Raw genomic sequence first — 16521 nt, 5'->3', positions numbered from 1 at the left:
TAAACCTACAGTTTCGAGGAAGTTGTACGAATATCCGCAGTTTACTAGGAGAAGTCCGGGGGTCACACTGGTCTTCACTGTTCGTTCGATTCCAGGAGGACACATGTCTGCCGCCCTCGAAGGCCAATGCCCCTACGGCTTCGGTGGAGACTCAGAGAACGCCGGCGTTATGACGCGGCCGGACATCATCGGCACCGAGACCGCGACGGCGCGGCCCGCGGCGGCTGCGGCATCTGCGCCGGCTGCCCACCCCGTGGCCCCCGTGGCCCCAGTGGCCGACTGGGTGAATCCCTCGGAGCTCATGGTTGACCCCTACCCCACGTATGAGCGCCTGCGGAGCGAGTCCCCGGTCGCCTGGGTTCCGGCGCTCAACAAGTTCCTCGTGACCAGTTACGCCGGGTGCCACGCCGTGGAACTGGACCAGGAGATCTTCAGCGCCAACGTCAGCGGCGCCACCATGAACCGGGCGCTTGGAGCCCAGCCCATGTTGCGCAAGGACGACCCCGAGCACGCAGCGGACAGGGCTGCCATCAACCCGGTGCTGCGGCCCAAGAACATCAAGGAAGCCTGGGCGCCGGTCTTCGAACGCAACGCGCGGACATACCTCGACGTCCTCGAAGGAAAGGGCCCGGACCAAGCGGACCTCAACCGCGATTACGCCGCCCCGGTCGCCTCGCAGAACCTGATCGACCTTCTGGGCCTGAAAGACGTCACGGTGGAGCACATGCGCCGCTGGTCGCACGACTTCATCGCCGGCGCCGGAAACGTGCTCGACGACCAGGCCATCTGGGCTCGCTGTGCGGCGTCGAGGGCCGAGCTGGATGCTATCCTCGACGAACTCATCCCGTTCTACCAGCAGCATCCCAACGCGTCGATGACCTCGGCGCTGGCCAACAGCGGACTGCCGTTCGACAACGTTGCCGCCAATGTGAAGCTGACCATCTCCGGCGGCATGAACGAGCCGCAGCACATGGTCACCAACATCGTGTGGGCGCTGAGCCGGCATGCCGAACAGCGCCACACAGTGCTCAACGATGATTCGCTTTGGCCGGCGGTGTTCGACGAGACCGTCAGGTGGCTCTCCCCCATCGGCATGTATCCGCGGGAGACCACCCGTGCGACAACGCTCGGCGGGGTGTCCTTGCCCGCGGGTGCAGGCCTCGGCGTCGTCGTGGGATCCGCCAACCGGGACGTGAACCATTTCGGACCTACGGCCGGCGAGTTCAACATCTTCCGACCCAAGACCGCCCATCTTGCCTTCGGCAGCGGCGTGCATCTGTGCGCCGGGCACTGGGCCGCGAAGACCTCCATCGGCCAGATCGCCGTGCCGCTGGCCTACCAACGTTTCCCGGGGCTGCGCACCGACAACCGCCGGCCCGAAACCTGGGATGGCTGGGTGTTCCGCGGCATCACCAGCCTCCCCGTTACCTGGAACTAGGAAAGAAGAACCATGGCAAAGATCAGCTTCCACCACTCCGACGGCGACGTTGACGTCCTGGACGTGGACCCCGGCACGTCACTGATGCGGGCCGCGGTCACCAACGGCGTGGACGGCATCGTCGGCGAATGCGGCGGCCAGGCCATGTGCGCCACCTGCCACGTCTACGTCCGGCCCGAGTACCTCGACGGGCTGCCGGACATCGGCGACGACGAAGGAGAGATGCTCGAGTGCACCGCCGGCCCGCGGGACGAGGCCCGCAGCCGGCTCGGCTGCCAGCTCACGGCCGGGGAGGACTTCGACGCCATCGAAGTCGACGTTCCGGACGACCAGGTCTAAGGGCAGGGCTGACGCGCCGTGCTGCCGGTGGCGACGCGGGCCGCGGCTATCATCAGAGAAATTCATCGTTCGGCAGAGTGGAGCAACCCATGGAACTCGGCGCTTTTTCGATCAGCCTCGCCGTCAAGGACATCGCGGCTTCCGCTGCGTTCTACAAGAAGCTCGGCTTTAGCGATCACGGCGGTGACATCTCGCAGAACTGGCTGATCCTGAAGAACGGCGAGACCGTCATCGGCCTCTTCCAGGGCATGTTCGAGAAGAACGCGTTGACCTTCAACCCGGGTTGGACCCAGAACGCGCAGGCACTGGACTCGTTCACGGACGTGCGTGAACTCCAGCGCGAACTGAAAGCGGAGGGCGTTGAATTCCTGTCGGAAGCCGAGGAGGGAACGACTGGCCCCGCGAGCTTCATGTTGGTGGACCCGGACGGCAACCCCATCATCGTGGATCAGCACGTCTAAACAGCGCGCCCACGACTGCGCCCCCGGACCCACGGTCCGGGGGCGCAGTTCATCCAGGTTTGTTAGAGCGTGCGGATGTTCTCTGCCTGCAGGCCCTTGGGGCCTTGCACCACGTCGAACTCCACCCGCTGGTTTTCCTCCAAGGAGCGGTAGCCGCCGGAAGAGATGGCCGAAAAGTGCGCGAACACGTCCGGTCCGTCGTCATCCTGGCTAATGAAGCCGAAACCCTTTTCGGCGTTGAACCACTTGACGGTGCCTGTTGCCATACTGATTATCCTTCTTGGCCGCACCGCCGGCTCCCGGTCGGGAACCTATCCCCGCAGGCGTCCACTTACAACCTAGGGGCGCCACCCATCATGGGCAAGACCCCCATGGACCTCGGCGGAAACAAGGCACCCGATAGGGGCGTGTCCGCGCCGTCGTGGACTCCGGATGGACCGTTAGCCCGCAGCCGGCTTGTAGATGTTGATCAGGATTCCGGAGGGCAGTGCCCGGGACTCGGCCAAGCTGAGCCGGCTGAGCGGGAATCCGTCGCCGAACAGCTTCTTGCCGTCGCCCAGCACCAGCGGGTAGACAACCAGCCGGTACTCATCGATCAGGTTGTGCTCGGCCAGCGTCCGGATCAGCTGCGTACTTCCCCAGATGCGGATCTCGCCGCCCGGCTCTGACCGCAGCTGCTTCACTGCGGTGGGCACGTCGGGGCCGAGCAGCTGCGAGTTCTTCCAGCCAAGATCGGTCAGCGTGTCCGAAGCAACGTACTTGGGGATCCGGTTGTACCTCCGCGTCAGCTCGCCCAACAGGCCGTCGGCGTTCTCGTCCCACACGCCCCAGGAACCCGCGAAGATCTCGTACGTCTTCCGGCCCAGCAGCAGCGCCTCGGTCCTGCTCTCCCACTCGCTGACAATGTCCCCGTCGTCGTAGCCGGCCTGCCAACCGCCGTGCTCGAAGCCGCCTTCGCGGTCCTCGTCCGGCCCGCCGCCCGCCTGGACAACTCCGTCCAAGGTGATGAACGCCTGCACTACCACCGTACTCATGCCCGATTCTCCCGGTCTGCTCAGGGCCCGGCGCTTCCCCGGGCACAGCTTGGGACCGAGTCGACACGGGAATCAGCACCCTGTCAAGGGTGCTGCCACCCGCGTGAAGCACGACGTCGGCGCCCAGGTGAGCGCCGACGTCGTCCTTCGCGTTGTGGTTGAGGCGGGAATCCCAGCCGCTAGCTGTATTGACCACGGACGTTAGGGACGCGCGGCGTGGCTGAATGACATGAAGAAGACCTCCGGGTGAGGTGGGGCTTGTCGAGAGTCCACATCTTCACACCGGAGGTCTTCAATGTCCCATGCTAATGCCGTCCTGACTCCGAAGGGCCGCCTGCGCTTGGCCAAATGCGTGGTCGACGACGGCTGGCCGCTGCGCCGCGCGGCGGAACGGTTCCAGGTCTGCGTCACGACCGCCTCACGCTGGGCCAATCGATACCGGGAACACGGCGAGGCCGGCATGCAGGACCAGTCCAGCCGGCCGGACCGCAGTCCGCGCCGCACCCCGGTCCGCCGGGAGCGGCGGATCATCGCACTGCGGATCAACCGACGCTGGGGCCCGGCCAGGATCGGCTACCTGCTCGGCCTCCACCCCTCGACCGTGCACCGGGTACTCTCCCGCTACGGGCTGGCGAAACTGACCTGGCTGGACCGCGCCACCGGACGGAACATCCGCCGCTACGAGCATGCCGCGCCGGGGGACCTGGTACACGTGGACGTCAAAAAGCTCGGGCGGATCCCCGACGGCGGCGGACACCGGATGATCGGAAAGGCAAGCGGGAACAGGAACAGGACCGGAAGCGCAGCCAACCGCCGGCCCGGCTATGCGTACCTGCACAACGCGGTGGACGACCACTCCCGGCTGGCCTACACAGAGATCCTCGCCGACGAGCGGAAGGAAACCGCCGCCGGCTTCTGGGCCCGGGCGAACGCGTTCTTCGCCTCCTGCGGCATTACTGTCCAGCGCGTCCTGACCGACAATGGCGCCTGCTACCGTTCCCTGCCCTTCGCCGCGGCCCTGGGCGAGATCAACACAAACGCACCCGCCCCTACCGGCCGCAGACCAACGGCAAAGTCGAACGCTTCAACCGCACCCTGATGGAGGAATGGGCCTACGCCAAACCGTACCGGTCAGAGGCAGAACGGGTCGCCGCATTCCCGGCCTGGCTCCACGACTACAATCATCACCGCGGGCACACCTCACTCAAAGGTCAACCACCGGCCAGCCGCGTACCCAACCTCTCAGGTCATTACAGCTAGCTGTCTTCCGCAGCCGTGCGGGAGCCGAGCTGGTCGTCCAGGCGCAGCAGTCCGGGGCCGTCGTCGTTGACCAGCTTGACCCGGCCGATGATCTCGCCGACGGTGGCTTCTTCTTCCAGCTGCTCTTCGATGAACCAGTTCAGCAGCGGGATGGAGTCGATGTCGCCTTCCTGCTGCGCCAGCCGGTACAGGTCGCGGATGGATTCGGAGACCTTCTTCTCGTGCGCCAGCGAGGCTTCGAACGCCTGCAGCACGGTGCCGGCGGACACCATCGGAGCGGTGATCGCCTGGATCTTCGGGTGGGCGCCGCGGTCCGTCATGTGGTCGATGAACTTGTTGGCGTGGACCACCTCTTCCTCGGCCTGGGCCCGGAACCAGCCGGCGATGCCGGGCAGGTCGATGGCATCCATGTCAATGGCCAGTTGGCGGTAGACCACGGAGGCCTGGAGTTCCAGCGTGACCTGATCGTTGAACGCTTCTGCAAGTTTTCCTGTGAGTCCCATGCTTCCCAGATTATGTGCCGTTTTGTACCACCGCCAGCAAGGTAAGGCAAGCCAAGATAAGGGAAGCCTGCGCTATCCGGCGGCTCGGCTGCCGGCGGCCGGGGCCGGCACGGCGGGCTTCGCCAGCCCCTCAACAACGACGGCGTGGGGCAGCTTGGCCAGTTCCTGCGGCTTGAGCAGCAGCTTGCTGGTGCGGTTGCCGCCGCCCATCACCACGCTGTCGCGCTGCAGCACCTCCGAGTCGATGTAAATCGTGTGGCCCGAGGTGCCGATGGCGGTCACTCCCCCAATCTCCATCCCGGTCACGGCTCGGGTGGTCTCGGCATCGGCGAAGGACGCGCGCTTGACCTCCAGCAGTTCCCGGACGGTCTTGTTGACGTCCAACCGGGTGGTTCCCAGCACCACGCAGACGGCGTATTTGGCCGGTTCGACTTTCTTGGACGTCACCAGAATGGTGTTCGCCGACTGGTCGAGGGTGAAGCCGTAGTGCTCGCAAAACGCCGCGGTGTCGGCCAAGTCCGGGTCGCAGGCCAGCACCTCGTAGGTCAGACCGTGCTCGGCGAGCGCCGCCTCGACGGCGGGCAACAGGGTGGCCGTGCTCATGATGCCTGTGTTGCCCCGGCTGTCTTGGTCACTGCGGCCAGAATGGCCTCGCCCAGTTCGGCGGGCTTGGTGAACTGCGGCCAGTGCCCGGTGGGTAGATGGACGTACTCCACATCCTTGATCCTGGTCAGCTCCACCACCTGCGGCGCCCCGGCGTCGATCCAGCCTTGCAGCTGTTCCGGCGTGAACTCACAGGTGATGATCGTGACCGGGACGTTGAACCGGCGCTCGTCGGAGAGGTGCTGCGGGTCCTGGGCAACGCCCCTCGGCTGCGGAATGGCGCGGGCCCGGAACGCGGTCCGGAGGCTCTCGTCCAGATCGGCCAGGTCCTCGTCGCTGAACAGGCTCCAGTCCGGCAGCGGCACGTCTTCCCCTTCGGCGGGAAGCTCGTCGTTGATCACGCCGCCTTCGCCCAACGGGCCGCTGTCCACATAGATGGCGCGAAGGATGCGATCCGGTCGCTGGTCCACCACGCCATGGATGATGGCTCCGCCGCCGGAATGACCCACCAGGATCACCGGCCCGCCCAGCTCATCCACTGCTTTCAGCGTGGCATCAATGTGGTCGCGGAGGCCGATGCCCGCCCGCGGGGCCTCCGGTGACTCCAGGCCGGGCAGCGTCAGCGGGTGGACCCGATGCCCTGCGGCTTCCAGCGGCGGAGTCACCTCCGACCACGATGACGCGTCCAACCAGAATCCGGGTACGAGGATGATGTCCATGTCAGGTGACTCTAATGCCCGGTCCGTGCCCCACGACACCCCTCGGGCCCAATTCAGGACAGCTGCCGTCCTAAGACCGGCCCCGCGAGTTGGCTGAGGACGATTGGCGCCGTGGGAGAGCCATAGGCTGGGATGTAACACATCGCTCAGCCGACCCGGAGGACCGCCGTGGGAATCATGAACGACCTGCTGGGTCCGTCCGCGGTGGCGCAACTGCGCACGTCGCTGGCCGGGGCAGCCGACCAGCCTGTCTGGCCGGCCCTTGAGGAAGCCGGCGGCCGTCTTGAACCATTGGCCCTGCGGGCGCGGGCGGGGCTGCTCGCGACGGCACTGATGGAGGACCTGAACGGCGGCTACGAGCGGGCTGCCGCAGTCTTCCGCAGCACCCTCGCCGATGACGGCTTTACCGGCTGGATCCTGTGGCCGGTCGGCGAGGCAGCGGTCACCCTGGCGCTCCAGGACGGAAGCCAGCGGGCCTTCGATGACGCGCTGGCCCTGCTCGCGGAGCTGACGCCGCGGATGAGCAGCGAGTTTGCCATCCGACGGCTATTGATCCAGGACCTGGACCGCGCGCTGGACGCGATTCGCGGCTGGACGGCGCACCCGGATGAACACGTTCGACGGCTGGCCAGCGAAGGCACCAGGCCGTATCTGCCCTGGGCCGTCCGTGTACCGGGCATCGTCGCCCGGCCGGCAGCGACGCTGCCGATCCTCGACGACCTGTACCTGGATGAGAGCGAGACCGTCCGGCGCTCCGTGGCCAACCACCTGAACGACCTGTCGCGGCATGACGCGGCCGAAACTGTAGCCACCGCCGAACGCTGGCGTAAGGCGTCGGGCGACCGCGCGGCCTGGGTCACCCGGCACGGGCTGCGGACCCTGGTGAAGAAGGCGGACCCCGATGCGCTCGCCACGCTGGGCTTTAGCTCCGGAGCCGTGGCGGTGTCCGCCCCGCAACTGGACCACAGCGTTGTCCGCCTGCCCGGGGAACTGGGCTTCGCCGTCGAACTCCGCAATGACGCAGCAGAGCCGGCACGCGTTGCGCTGGACTACGTGGTGCACTACGTCAAGGCCAACGGTTCGCTGGCTCCGAAGGTGTTCAAGTTGGCGGTGGCCGATTTGGCGCCCGGCGAGGTGCGCCGGTTCCGCAAAAAGCACGGCTTCCGGCAGATGACCACGCGCGTGCATTACGCGGGAAGGCACTCCGTCCAGGTGCAGGCCAACGGCACGCTGTCCCCGCACGCCGGCTTCGACGTGCTGCTCTGACACCTCAGCCAAGTCCTGTCCGGGTTCGCTGACCGCATGATCGGGCGCTGGTCGAAGTGCTCGGCCGGCGGTATTCGATAACCTTTCTGCAACCTGTTTCTGTTATGCCAGCGAATACCCGCCTCCTGCAGATGCCACCAGTACCGATGAAGGAACGTGTCATGAACTTTGACCTGCCCCCGCGCCCGAGAATGGACGCCGCACAACGGCCACGCCGTTCGGCACTCGCGAACCAGACAGGGCTTCCATGAGCGCCCCCGTCGACCAGCAACGCAAGCTGCACCTGTCGCACCACAGCGCCGCGGAGATCGGAACCGTGGCCGCAGACCTGGTCGCCGGACTCGTCGAAGAGCGGCCCCGGGCCGTCATCGGCCTGGCCACGGGTTCCTCCCCGCTGCCGCTGTACCAGTCGTTGGCACGCCGTCAACTGGACCTGGCGGCCGTCCGCTGGTTTGCCTTGGACGAATACATCGGGCTTTCGGCCGGCCACCCGGAGAGTTATGCCGCGGTCATCGAGCGCGAGGTGATCACGCCGTTGGGCCTGAACCGTGCGACGGTTCTGCTGCCGGACGCCTGCCGGCCGGACGTGGATCAGGCGGCCGCTGACTACGAGGCGGCCATCGCCTCCGCTGGCGGCATCGACCTGCAGATCCTGGGCCTCGGCCACAACGGCCACTTGGCCTTCAACGAGCCAGGCTCAGCCCTGAACTCCCGCACCCGGGTGGAAGCACTGACAGAACGCACGCGCCAGGCGAACGCCCGTTTCTTCGATTGCCTCGACGACGTTCCCACCCGCTGCATTACCCAGGGCCTGGGAACCATCCTGGACGCCAAGCGGTTGCTGCTGCTGGTGCAGGGCCGGGACAAAGCCGAAGCCCTCCGCGATGCCCTGACCGGCCCGGTCCACCCGGATTGCCCGGCCTCCGTGCTGCAACTGCACCCGGACGTCACCGTCCTCACCGACGTGGAAGCGGCGTCGCTGCTTCCGGCCGGTGCGTCAGCGCCGTGAATCTGACTCGACGGAATAGCCGCCGGCCAGCCCTGTTGTGACTGGTATGCAGCTTCCGCCGATTCCTGTCTCCATCTTGGACCGCGCCAATGCCCGCGCGGGCAGTGCTGCGTCCGACGCGCTGGCCACCACGGTCCGGCGCGCGCAGCATGCCGAGCGCCTGGGTTACCACCGGTTCTGGGTGGCCGAACATCACGGCGTGCCCGGGATCGCCGGTTCCGCCCCGACCGTGTTGATGGCCGCGGTAGCCGCGCAGACCCAGCGGATCCGCGTTGGCTCCGGCGGAGTGATGCTGCCCAACCACCAGCCCCTGGTGGTGGCCGAACAAGCCGCGACCCTGCAGGCGCTCTTCCCCGGCCGGATCGATCTCGGCGTCGGCCGGTCCGTGGGCTTCACGCCCGCCGTGCGGTCAGCGCTGCGGCAGGACAAGGACGCCGCGGACCGCTTCGCCGAGGACCTGGCCGAACTGCTGTCCTACCTCGGCGGCACCGCCGCCATCACTGCCCGCCCGTACGACGGCGGTGCAACGCCGCCTTTCGTGCTGGCCACCGGCAAAGGCGCGGAGATCGCTGCCAAGGCGGGCCTCGCCGTCGTTGTTGGTGGTCCGGCCTTTACCGGCCGCAAGCCTGACGTGGCCCGCGGCGTGCTGGCGCGGTACCGGAAGAACTTCCGGCCCTCCGCCTATTACGCGGAACCGTACGTGATTGCCTCGGCGAACGTGGCCGTGGCCGACTCAGCCGAGGCGGCGCGGGACCTGCTGCTGCCCGAGGCGTGGGCGATGGCGCAATCCCGCACCCGCGGGGAGTTCCCGCCGCTCGAATCGGTGGACTCCATTCGGGCCCTGTCCATGACGGCGCGGCAGCAGGCGCTCGTAGCCGAGACACTGGCCGCGGCTGTCCACGGGACCGCAGACCACGTGGCTCAGCGGCTCGGGCTGCTGCTGGAGGTGACCGGCGCTGATGAACTCATGGTCACCACCAACACCTTCGACACCGCCGCCCTCGCCGACACCGACCGGAGGCTTGCCGCCCTCTTCGGGCTGCCCGGCTAGCCGTGGTTATGACCTGCTCGGCTAACCGTGTCTACGGGCGGACAGGTGGAGGTCTAGCTGGCGCAGTCTTCAAGGCTTCCTGGCGGAGACGGCCCGCACTAGTCTGAGACCGTCCGGTGAACCCAGATGTGAGGGCGGCTCTCATGAGGGTGCTGATCGTCGGGGCGGGGATTGCCGGCCCCACGCTCGCCTACTGGCTGTGGCGGGCTGGACACCAGCCGACGATCGTCGAACACGCTCCCCGGCTGCGGCAAGGCGGCTACTTGGTGGACTTCTGGGGCTCCGGGTTCGACGTGGCCGACCGGATGGGCATCGTCCCGCGGCTGATGGCGGAGGGGTACCGGGTCCACGAGCTGCGCGAAGTCTCCGGCAACGGGCGGCGAATATCCCATCTGGATCCCCGCAAGATCATCGGCGGGGCCGGCGGCCGGTACGTCAGCATCGGCCGCTCCGATCTGGCGGCGGCAATCTACGACGCCCTGAACGGCGAGGTCGAAACGATCTTCGGCGACACCGTTCAGTCGCTTAACGACGACGGCGGGCGCGTACGCGTCGAATTTGCCCGCGGTGTCCCGCGGGAGTTCGACCTCGTTGTCGGGGCCGATGGCCTGCACTCCAGGATCCGGTCGCTGGCCTTCGGGCCTGAGCAGGAGTTCGAACGTTACCTGGGCATCACCGTGGCCGCATTCGAGGTGGACGACTACAGTCCGCGTGACGAACTGGTCGCAGTGACGCATACCGAGGTGGGCGTGCAGGCGCTTCGCTTCTCACAGCGCGACGGCGGGACCATGTTTTGCTTCACCTTTCGCTATGACGGGGAGGTGCCGGTGGAGGATGCGGATGCCCAGCAGGAGTTGCTGCGTGCGCGACTGGGCGGGGTCGGCTGGGAGGTGCCGGCGATCCTGCAGCAGATGCCCGGAGCCCGCAGCTTCTACCTCGATAGGGCGAGCCAAATCCGCATGCCGACGTGGTGGCGCGGCAGGGTGGCGCTGATCGGCGACGCCGTCGCGTGCCCGTCTCTGTTGGCCGGTCAGGGATCGGCGCTCGCGATGGTGGAGGCCTACGTCCTGGCGGCCGAGCTCCAGAGGTCTGGAGGAAACTGTCCCGCAGCGTTTGCCGCATACGAGCGGCAGCTGGCACCGCTTGTCAGCGCGAAGCAGGATGCAGCGATCGGGCTCGGCGCAGCGTTCGCACCACGCAACCGTCTGCAATTGCTGCTGCGCAACGCCGTGCTGGGCCTGATGGGGATTCCGATGGTCGCCAGGCTCGCGATGGGACGCAGCCTGCGCGACCCGATTGAGCTTCCTCCGCCACCAGCTCCTTGAGTCCTCCGGGTTGCACCGTGAAGCCGCTGTTGACGGCTAGAATCCACTTGCGATGAGTCGCAACCTGCCGAGCCCGGCTGCCTCGACGCACGTTTCCTCGTCAGCATCCGGAAGAAGAGGCCATGTCCACTCGTCTGATCGTCGCCCTTGCCTCGGTGGCCGCTGCGGTTGGCATCACGGTCTTCGGCGGACAACCTGCGGCCGCGGTGCCAGTGGCCATTCCGGCTGCCCCGGCCTATGCGGCACCGGTCATTCACGGATCCTCGTTGGACAGCTACCCCTGGGAGCCGGCCAAGAAGGTCACGGTCTGGCACGATCCGTCGTCCGCCACCTTCCGCATCGCCCTGCAAAAGAAGAGCGGAACTGGCTGGAAGACGGTCGCTTCGAAGGCACTGGGTCAGCGAGGCAAAACAACGCTCGGCTACAAGATGGCCAAAGAAGGCACCGTACAGCTTCGCATCGCGGCGACCGAGGGCGGCAAGACCCTGTCCGCGAGCCCGGCCCAGAAGGTCACCTGGCAGCGTTCCCGCTCCGTGGTCAACCACCGCTATTCGAACTACACAAAGCCGTTCGCGGAGGCCGATGGCAAAGTGGCCGCTGGCGACCAAGCCCGGCACGGCCTCTACGTCTGGACCGGTAGATCTGCCCGCACGGGTGCCCTGCAAATGCGCAAGAACGGTCAATGGGTCACGGTGCAGAAGCTCGCCTGGAAGAAAAAGAGCAGCGGCATTCCGCCCCTGGTTATTGCCAAGACGCCGAAGACGAAGTCCAACGTCTCCAGGAAATACCGGATTGTGGTGAACGCGTCGGCGTACGAAAAGGGCTGGACCTCCAAGACCGGGACGGTCCGGCACGAGAACCCGCGCAGCTACACCGGATACCGCAAGCTCTCCTATGACTACATGAAGAAGTACTGCCCCAACCAGATCATCACCGTGAAGAAGGGCGGGTCCGAAAGCACCGCCCACTCAGGATCGCTGCGGATTGAAATGGCGCCGGGCTACCAAGGCAGCCAGCACAAGGCGATCGCCCTGCACGAGTGCGCCCACATCATCACCTTCCGCCTCTACGGCAACGACCTTGAGGCGATGGACCGGCGGCTGAACAAGATCTTCAAGACCAACAACGGGGTCGAAATGGTCGCCGACTGCATGGCCTATCGGATGGGCGCCGACCGAAACGCGGCGGTCAACTGGTACACGCAAGACTGCAAGGGCGCCCGCGGAACGGCTGCAAGGGACATCCTGGCCGGCAGGAAGCCGTAACCGCCAGGCCATGGCCTAGCAGTGGCCATTGCTGCCCAGGCCCGACGGGGGTCTGGGGATGGTCCGGGTGCCCAGCCAGTCAGCGGTCTCGACTGTGCAAGGCGCAGGGTGACACACATAGGGCCGCCCTGTCCGAATCGTTAAGCGCACCTGACCCTGAATTCACCTAAATTTCCTCTTCGTTTGCGACTGCTCGATCGGCGATGTAACGGTTAAACCGCAACATTCCCACAAAGAATTGGAGCAAAAAATGTCGTTTCGAATCGCCAAGACCGGCCGTCTCGCAGCAGCTGTAGTTACCGCAGGAGTGGTGACCACTGCAGGAGCAGGGATCGCGTCGGCCGCCGAGAATCCGACCGCTGCACCAGCAGAAGTCACCTCGGCCGTCACCGAAACGCAGGATTCGTTGGTGTCCATCACTGCCGAGAATGTGTACATCTCGCCGTCGCTGTTGGTCGCCAACCAAGTTTCTCCCGAAACCCCGGTTGAGGAGCCGGCGCCAGTGGAGGATCTGCCCGTGACACCGGTTGATGAGGCACCCGTCGAGGACGCGCCCGAGGCTCCGATTGAGGATGCACCGGTGGAGGAACTGCCCGTGACACCGGTTGATGAGGCTCCGGCCGACGAAGCACCGGCTGAAGAGGCACCCGCCGACGAAGCACCGGCTGAAGAGGCACCCGCCGACGAAGCACCGGCTGAAGAGGCACCCGCCGACGAAGCACCGGCTGAAGAGGCACCCGCCGACGAAGCACCGGCTGAAGAGGCACCCGCCGACGAAGCACCGGCTGAAGAGGCACCCGCCGACGAAGCACCGGCTGAAGAGGCACCCGCCGACGAAGCACCGGCTGAAGAGGCACCCGCCGACGAAGCACCGGCTGAAGAGGCACCCGCCGACGAAGCACCGGCTGTTGGCTGGAAGGCAGTCAAGGCCGAGGCGGACTCTAAGTGGAAGACCGCCAAGGCCCTGGGCCACGCTGACTGGAAGGAAGTCAAGGCCGACGGCAAGGCTGACTGGAAGGCTGCTAAGGCCGCCGAGAAGGCCGGCCTGCTCGGCAACTGATCTCGGTCTTTCCGCCAGGGGCGGCCTCCCAGCCAGGGAGGCCGCCTCTTGCCGTGTCTTTCCGGCTTTTTATCTGCGGGGAGGGACAAGGGCCACGATCTAGGATGAGGCAGAGGGCAAGGGGAAGCGAGGTGCACAGACTTGGGTAAAGTATCGAACTCAGCGGCATCCGCTATTGGGTTCCTGATGATTGTCCTAGGTCTGACCTGTGCCTTTTTCTCTTGGCTCGGTTTTGGTGGAATCAGTGAGGCCAACGACGGCATCCGGCCCTCTCCAGTCCGGATCGGTGTCACCCTCGGAATGTTAGGACTAGCAGCCCTGGGACTGGCCTTGATGTTGGCCTTTAGCCTGCGAGCGCTCTGGCTGACGATCCGCAACCGGAAGGACGGATGACGTCCCCGGACAGTCTGGCGGCTATCCCGAGATCAGGCGTAGTAGGTTGCTCCTCATTTACCCGGCTGGTCAGGACTCACAGCCGACTCCATCGCCGTCGCGGTCGAATTTCTTGTCCCAGCCCGGATCACCGGCGCTGATGGGTGCCGCGCCGGCCTTCTTCACCGCGGTGCAGTTTGAGTAGTAGACCTTGCCACCGGCCGGGACCTGCGTGGGAGCTTCCTTGGCCGGGACCGGTTTGGGCTCTGTCGCCGGGGCCTGAGCTGCGGCGGCCGGCACCGCCGCTCCCCCGTCGGCTGGCACCGGCTGGTCCGGGCACGAGCTGCTGAGGACGTTCTTGATCGCCTCCCGCTCCGCCTTGGTCATCCACAGCCCGTATTTGGCTTTCACCGCGGTCTGCAGCGCCACATACTCGCAGCGGAACGCTTTGTTCGGCGGCAGCCAAGTGGCCGCGTCGCCGTCGGATTTGGCCCCGTTGGTGGGGCCGTCGACTGCCAACAGGTTCAACGGGTCGTTGGCGAACGCTTCACGCTGGTTCGGGGCCAGTTGCTGGGCGCCCTTCTGCCATCCGTCCGAGAGGGCGACGACGTGGTCGATCTGCACAGCGCTGCTGGTGGTATTGCCACGGACGAACTCGATGGTCGTCGCAGTGAACGGATCGGCCAGCACCCCTGAGGTCACGACGCAGTCGCCTGCCTTGAGCACGGTGCGGTCCAGGTCCCGTTGCAGGACGTCGTTACGCGCATCGCACCCGTTCCGGTCGGGATCCTTCCATCCTTTGCCGAACTGGTCCCGGGAGTACCCGGTCTTCGGTGCCCGACCCTTTACGTCGATGGTGGCTAGCTGCTCCAGCGCGGTGCCGGCAGCGGGTCCTTGTTCAGCCTTTGGTTCGGGCGCCGCGGACTTGGCTTGGCCGCTGGGCTGCGGAACCACCGGGGATGGGGTGGCAGATGGTGATTCGGTGGCGACGGGGGCTTCAAGGACCGGGGCGCTGCAGGCTGTCAGCCCAGTCAGCAGCACGGCGGCGAGGGCAAGGCGGATGCGTTTCATGTCCCTTCATATCTACGGCAACTCAAGGCCGCCGTACTGGCGGACACACCGTTGTGCCGCCCACATGCGGGCACCCACGATCCGTATGCGCGAGCCCAGGGACCGACGTCAGCCTGCTTGCGCCTGGGGGCTATGAGCCGATTTTCAGACCGTTCCAGCCCCCGACCCCGACAGTGACGCGCTTCTGGATCTTCTTTCCGGAGACCGGGTAGAAGTGCAGGTTGCCTTTCTTATCGCGGGCCAGGATTCCTGGCTGGCCCGCGGCCAGGTGCCCTTCAGCCGCGGACAGGTGCGTCATGACGTTCCAGTTCGAACGGCTGATCATTTTGCGGGTCTCTTTGATGAGCCGGCCGTTGCCGTTGGAGCGATAGAGCTTCAGCTGGCCGGCAGCATTGCGGGCGACCAGGTCCATCTTGGTGTCGCCGTCGAAGTCCATGGCCATTACGTGCTGGCTCTTCCATTTGCCGGAGCTGAGCAGCTTCCGCGGCTCTGGCTTGGCACCATCATTGTTGGCGTACGAATACAGCTTGCCGTCGCGGTTCTTGGCAATGATGCTGGGGAACTTGTCCGTGGTCTTCCATTGGGTGACGAGGATCGTGTTGCGATGCCAGCCGCTGGTGCCCAGCGTGGAGCGTTTGAAGCCACCGTTCTTTAGCCCATAGTCGACGGTAAGCCGACCATCCTTCCAGTTGGCGATCAGGTCTTGGATGCCGTCGCCGTTCCAGTCGGCGATCTCGACGGCCAGCGATGTTCCCCAGCCGGCGGAAACGTAGCGGCGCTTGTTCAGGTCCCTGCCCCTGGCTGACGGGTAGATGTACAGCTTGCCGGCGGAATCCACCGCGACAACATCCCCCAGTTTGGCCTTGGGCGGGGCGAGGGCAGCCGGCATGGCTTTCAGGTCGTTGGCCAGCAGTTTCGGCATGTTGTAGGTGTAATGCGTGACACCCGGGAGCACGGTCATCTTCGTGCTGGTGAACCCGAGGGCCTTGTATTTTTTCTGTGCCCGCTTGGCAGTGTCCAGGGCGGACCAGGTCTTCAGACTGGTGCCGCCCTTGCCGTCGCGGCTGCCGCTGATCCAGTGCAGCTTCATTTTCTTTACGGCAGCGGTGGGTGCTGTCTGCATGCCGTCGTATCCGCCGCCGCCCACGATGGTGGCCCCGCCGCCCTTAATCCATTCCTGGCGATCCGCGAGGAGTTCATAGGTGATGAATTCAGCGCCGCCAGAGTAGCCGTGAAGCCAGATGCGCCGGGAATCGAGTTTGTATTTGGCGATCAAGCTCGTCGCCAATGAGCGGAACCAGTCTCCGTTACGGTCGGCGTTCTCCCACCAAGTGATGCCGCCCTTTTTGTCCGGGGTGATGACGGGAACCATGATCATGTTCTTCTTGGCCGCCTCCGCCGCCATCTTCTTCATGACGGAGCCCTTGGGATGGTGGACGTATGACTGGTCCGGGCGGGAGTAGTCCCCGTGGAAGACGAACAGGACCCCGACGGCCTTCCTCGTATCGATGCCGTCGGCGTAGACGTGGTACTGGCTGCTGAGACCGTTGGGAGCGGTGTAGCTCTGGTAGGTTGCGCTCAGCGGCGCCACGGCCTGGGCCGGGGTGCTGACAACGAGTGCTGACGCGAGCAGTGAAGATCCGAGGGCTGCTCCGAGGAGTGCGCGGATGAGGGACTTCATCAGACTGGATCCGTTCGTCGTGCTCCCGACTGCGGAAATGCGGTCACGGGTGCTAACGGATGCA

The 16521-nt window shown here is 65.8% G+C and carries 16 protein-coding genes and 1 pseudogene; 10 read left to right on the top strand and 7 right to left on the bottom strand.

Annotated elements, in window-relative coordinates; translation table 11 throughout:
• Positions 1-103 precede the first annotated feature (103 nt).
• From E4J89_RS12610 to E4J89_RS12600, 3 genes are all read left to right on the top strand, one after another.
• Entirely contained in the window at positions 104-1438 is a 1335-nt protein-coding gene (locus E4J89_RS12610) for a cytochrome P450 (protein ID WP_240691873.1), read from the top strand.
• A 12-nt stretch (positions 1439-1450) separates the two neighbouring features.
• Positions 1451-1777 carry a 2Fe-2S iron-sulfur cluster-binding protein gene (locus E4J89_RS12605; RefSeq protein ID WP_136786495.1) on the top strand — a complete coding sequence of 109 codons (327 nt, stop codon included), beginning with the start codon at positions 1451-1453 and terminating at the stop codon, positions 1775-1777.
• A gap of 89 nt (positions 1778-1866) precedes the next feature.
• Positions 1867-2238 carry a VOC family protein gene (locus E4J89_RS12600; RefSeq protein WP_136786494.1) on the top strand — a complete coding sequence of 124 codons (372 nt, stop codon included), beginning with the start codon at positions 1867-1869 and terminating at the stop codon, positions 2236-2238.
• Positions 2239-2300: 62 nt separating this feature from the next.
• Here the strand turns inward: E4J89_RS12600 and E4J89_RS12595 are convergent, their stop codons facing one another.
• Together E4J89_RS12595 and E4J89_RS12590 are read right to left on the bottom strand one after the other, a co-directional pair.
• Positions 2301-2504, bottom strand: a complete 204-nt coding sequence (locus E4J89_RS12595) for a cold-shock protein (RefSeq protein WP_127512273.1) — start codon at positions 2502-2504, stop codon at positions 2301-2303.
• A gap of 174 nt (positions 2505-2678) precedes the next feature.
• The gene (locus E4J89_RS12590; protein ID WP_136786493.1) at positions 2679-3272 is read right to left on the bottom strand and encodes a dihydrofolate reductase family protein; all 594 of its coding nucleotides are present in this window, start codon (positions 3270-3272) and stop codon (positions 2679-2681) included.
• 295 nt (positions 3273-3567) lie between these two features.
• On the opposite strand from E4J89_RS12590, the pseudogene E4J89_RS12585 reads away from it, so the two are divergent.
• Positions 3568-4532: pseudogene (locus E4J89_RS12585) on the top strand (IS481 family transposase).
• Here E4J89_RS12585 and E4J89_RS12580 read toward each other — a convergent pair.
• From E4J89_RS12580 to E4J89_RS12570, 3 genes are all read right to left on the bottom strand, one after another.
• Positions 4529-5035 (bottom strand): ferritin, encoded by a 507-nt coding sequence (locus E4J89_RS12580; protein ID WP_136786492.1) that lies wholly within the window; start codon positions 5033-5035, stop codon positions 4529-4531. The pseudogene E4J89_RS12585 and the gene E4J89_RS12580 overlap by 4 nt on opposite strands.
• 72 nt (positions 5036-5107) lie before the next feature.
• The gene (locus E4J89_RS12575) at positions 5108-5638 is read right to left on the bottom strand and encodes a YbaK/EbsC family protein (RefSeq protein ID WP_136786491.1); all 531 of its coding nucleotides are present in this window, start codon (positions 5636-5638) and stop codon (positions 5108-5110) included.
• Positions 5635-6357 (bottom strand): alpha/beta hydrolase, encoded by a 723-nt coding sequence (locus E4J89_RS12570; protein ID WP_136786490.1) that lies wholly within the window; start codon positions 6355-6357, stop codon positions 5635-5637. Before E4J89_RS12570 ends, E4J89_RS12575 begins: the two co-directional genes overlap by 4 nt.
• Before the next feature lie 177 nt (positions 6358-6534).
• On the opposite strand from E4J89_RS12570, the gene E4J89_RS12565 reads away from it, so the two are divergent.
• From E4J89_RS12565 to E4J89_RS19570, 6 genes are all read left to right on the top strand, one after another.
• Positions 6535-7623, top strand: coding sequence for a DNA alkylation repair protein (locus tag E4J89_RS12565; protein WP_240691880.1), 1089 nt, complete (start codon positions 6535-6537; stop codon positions 7621-7623).
• 247 nt (positions 7624-7870) lie between these two features.
• Positions 7871-8632 (top strand): glucosamine-6-phosphate deaminase, encoded by a 762-nt coding sequence (locus E4J89_RS12560; RefSeq protein WP_136786488.1) that lies wholly within the window; start codon positions 7871-7873, stop codon positions 8630-8632.
• A 46-nt stretch (positions 8633-8678) separates the two neighbouring features.
• The gene (locus E4J89_RS12555; RefSeq protein WP_136786487.1) at positions 8679-9683 is read left to right on the top strand and encodes an LLM class flavin-dependent oxidoreductase; all 1005 of its coding nucleotides are present in this window, start codon (positions 8679-8681) and stop codon (positions 9681-9683) included.
• 143 nt (positions 9684-9826) lie between these two features.
• The gene (locus E4J89_RS12550) at positions 9827-11008 is read left to right on the top strand and encodes an FAD-binding domain (RefSeq protein WP_136786486.1); all 1182 of its coding nucleotides are present in this window, start codon (positions 9827-9829) and stop codon (positions 11006-11008) included.
• A gap of 122 nt (positions 11009-11130) precedes the next feature.
• A complete protein-coding gene (locus tag E4J89_RS12545; RefSeq protein WP_136786485.1) occupies positions 11131-12273 on the top strand; it encodes a hypothetical protein in 1143 nt (380 codons plus the stop codon).
• Between the two features lie 250 nt (positions 12274-12523).
• A complete protein-coding gene (locus E4J89_RS19570) occupies positions 12524-13333 on the top strand; it encodes a hypothetical protein (protein ID WP_205754493.1) in 810 nt (269 codons plus the stop codon).
• A 462-nt stretch (positions 13334-13795) separates the two neighbouring features.
• On the opposite strand, the gene E4J89_RS12535 is transcribed toward E4J89_RS19570, so the two are convergent.
• Both E4J89_RS12535 and E4J89_RS12530 read right to left on the bottom strand, forming a co-directional pair.
• Positions 13796-14776 (bottom strand): DUF1524 domain-containing protein, encoded by a 981-nt coding sequence (locus E4J89_RS12535; RefSeq protein ID WP_136786484.1) that lies wholly within the window; start codon positions 14774-14776, stop codon positions 13796-13798.
• A 130-nt stretch (positions 14777-14906) separates the two neighbouring features.
• Positions 14907-16457 carry a VCBS repeat-containing protein gene (locus tag E4J89_RS12530; RefSeq protein WP_136786483.1) on the bottom strand — a complete coding sequence of 517 codons (1551 nt, stop codon included), beginning with the start codon at positions 16455-16457 and terminating at the stop codon, positions 14907-14909.
• Positions 16458-16521 lie beyond the last annotated feature (64 nt).

Source organism: Arthrobacter sp. CAU 1506 (genome assembly GCF_005047635.1).
Taxonomy (GTDB): domain Bacteria; phylum Actinomycetota; class Actinomycetes; order Actinomycetales; family Micrococcaceae; genus Crystallibacter.
Note: the sequence above shows the minus strand (reverse complement) of the source record. Positions and strands in the feature narration are given on the sequence as shown.